Below are 2,530 nucleotides of genomic sequence, written 5' to 3'. Positions count from 1 at the left end.
GCGACCTGGTGGGCGACCTGGCCGCCGACGCGGCCTCGATGCTGGGCGGGGTGGGCGTCGACGCCGTGGCGCTGCCGTTGCTGCGCCTGACCCGCCAGACGCGGGACCAGCACGCCCTCGATCGTGACCAGCGACGCCGCAACGTCGCCGGGAGCATGCGCGCCGAGGCGCCGCCGGCAGGGCGCCACCTCGTGCTCGTCGACGACGTCGTCACCACCGGCTCGACCCTGCTGGAGGCGGCCCGAGCGCTTTCGGACTGCGGTGCCGCGGGGGTCCTCGGAGGGGCCGCTCTCGCGGTGGCGGGTCACCCCTAAGTCGGGCTACGGTCGGGGTAGCCGAGATGGTTCGGGACGCTCGCAACACAAGGAGACGGACATGGAAATCGTGGTCACCGGTCGCAACAGTGAGATCTCGGAGAGGTTCCGCACCCATGTCGGCGAGAAGCTCCAGCGCATCGAGAAGTTCGATGGTCGCCAGCGCATCAATCGCGTCGAGGTCGAGGTGACTCACGAGTCGAACCCGCGCCAGCCCGACACCGCCGCGCGCGTCGAGATGACGCTGCGCTCCCGGGGTCCCGCGGTCCGCGTCGAGGCCACGTCCACCGACCAGCACTCCGCGCTCGACGCGGCCGTCGACAAGCTCGAGAACCGGCTGCGCCGGATCGTCGAGCGCAAGCGCAGCCACCGTGACAAGCACGCCCCCGAGTCGATCGAGGCGGCCACCGCCGACCTGCCCGTGGCCGACTTCGAGACGCAGGCCTCCGACGACTCCGGCACGCACAAGGTCGGGCCGCTCGACGTGCAGGGCGACGGACCGCTGGTCGTCCGCGAGAAGGACCACGAGTCGCCCGCCATGACCCTCGACCAGGCCCTCTACGAGATGGAGCTGGTCGGCCACGACTTCTACCTGTTCGTGGAGAAGGACTCGATGAAGCCGAGCGTGGTCTACCGGCGCAAGGGCTACGACTACGGCGTGCTGCGGCTCTCGGTGCAGGAGTAATCCGTGCCACACGTGGCATGATCGTGCCCGTGACTATGAACGGGGACGTCATCCGCGTACTGCTGGTCGACGACCAGGAGCTGTTTCGCCGCGGCGTGACGATGGTCCTGGGCGCTGACGGTGGCTTCGAGATCGAGGACGTCGACGACGGCGACTCCGCGCTGCACCGCATCGCGGAGGAGCCGTTCGACGTCGTCCTGCTGGACGTGCGGATGCCCGGTCGCAGCGGCGTCGAGGTGTGCGCGGCCATCAAGGAGACGTCGCCCACGACCGGCATCATCATGCTGACGGCCAGCGACGACGAGGCCGACCTCTACGAGTCGATCAAGGCCGGCGCCGCGGGCTACCTGCTCAAGGACGGCTCGACCTACGACCAGGTCGCCGAGGCGGTCAAGCTCGTGGCCGCGGGCCAGTCGCTGATCAGTCCCAGCATGGCCACGAAGCTGCTCGACGAGTTCGTCCACATGTCCAAGGGACCGGCTCCGGCCACGACCCTGACCGCGCGTGAGCTGCAGGTCCTGCGCCTCGTCGCGCACGGCAAGAGCAACCGCGACATCGCCGGTGAGCTGTTCATCAGTGAGAACACGGTCAAGAACCACATCCGCAACATCTTGGAGAAGCTCCAGATGAAGTCGCGGATGGAGGCGGCCATGTACGCCGTCCGCAGCAAGCTCATCGACGACGTGTTGTGACCGCCCGCCTCACGGCCCTGCAGGCCCGGCGCATCGCGCTCGCGGCGCAGGGGTTCACCCGTGCGGCGCCCCGGGACGTTCGCCGTGAGCACGTCGCACGCGTGGCCCGGCGCCTGGGCTTCTTCCAGATCGACTCGGTCAACGTCCTGCAGCGCGCGCACTACCTGCCGCTGTACTCGCGCCTCGGCCCGTACGACGTCGAGATCCTGCACCGCGCCGCCGGGCGCGCACCGCGGATCCTGTTCGAGTACTGGGCCCACGAGGCGGCCTTCGTCGACGTCGACCTGTGGCCCGCGATGCGCCATCGGATGCGGTCGCGGCGTGGCATCTGGAACGGTCCGGCCCAGGTCGCGTCCGAGCACCCCGAGTTCGTGCAGCGTGTACGCGAGGAGGTCGCCCTGCTGGGCCCGGTCACGGCGCGCGCGCTCGACGCCCACCTCGGGGCGGATGAGGAGCGCGACCGCAGCGACTGGGGCTGGAACTGGTCGCAGACCAAGCAGGCGCTCGAGTACCTCTTCCGCGTCGGCGAGGTGACCGCCGCGCGCCGCAACGCCTCGTTCGAGCGCGAGTACGACCTGCCCGAGCGCGTCATCCCCGCCGCGGTGCTGGCCCGGGACGACCTCGCCGATCCCGAGGCCCATCGCGTGCTGGTCGAGCACGCGGCCCGGGCGCTCGGCGTCGGGACGGCGGCCTGCCTGCGCGACTACTTCCGGATGGCGCCCGCCGAGACGCAGGCCGCGATCGACTCGCTCGTGGCCGACGGCGTCCTCGAGCCCGTCTCGATCGCCGGATGGGACCGGCCGGCGTGGCTGCACGCGGAGGCGGCCCGCCCCCGCCGG

The 2,530-nt window shown here is 70.8% G+C and carries 4 protein-coding genes; all 4 read left to right on the top strand.

The features are described from left to right. The coding region (locus RT323_RS16490; RefSeq protein WP_313410366.1) for a phosphoribosyltransferase family protein at nucleotides 1–314 on the top strand (314 nt) is incomplete at its 5' end. A gap of 61 nt (nucleotides 315–375) precedes the next feature. Further along, on the top strand, nucleotides 376–999 hold the full coding sequence (gene hpf / locus RT323_RS16485; RefSeq protein WP_313410364.1) for a ribosome hibernation-promoting factor, HPF/YfiA family: 624 nt from the start codon (nucleotides 376–378) through the stop codon (nucleotides 997–999). A gap of 35 nt (nucleotides 1,000–1,034) precedes the next feature. Then, nucleotides 1,035–1,691 (top strand): response regulator transcription factor, encoded by a 657-nt coding sequence (locus RT323_RS16480; protein WP_313410368.1) that lies wholly within the window; start codon nucleotides 1,035–1,037, stop codon nucleotides 1,689–1,691. Continuing rightward, the coding region (locus RT323_RS16475; protein WP_313410362.1) for a DNA glycosylase AlkZ-like family protein at nucleotides 1,688–2,530 on the top strand (843 nt) is incomplete at its 3' end. The genes RT323_RS16480 and RT323_RS16475, both read left to right, overlap by 4 nt.

This window comes from Aeromicrobium sp., assembly GCF_032084975.1.
Taxonomy (GTDB): domain Bacteria; phylum Actinomycetota; class Actinomycetes; order Propionibacteriales; family Nocardioidaceae; genus Aeromicrobium.
The sequence above is the reverse complement of the archived record's forward strand: the minus strand, read 5'-3'. Positions and strand labels throughout refer to the sequence as shown.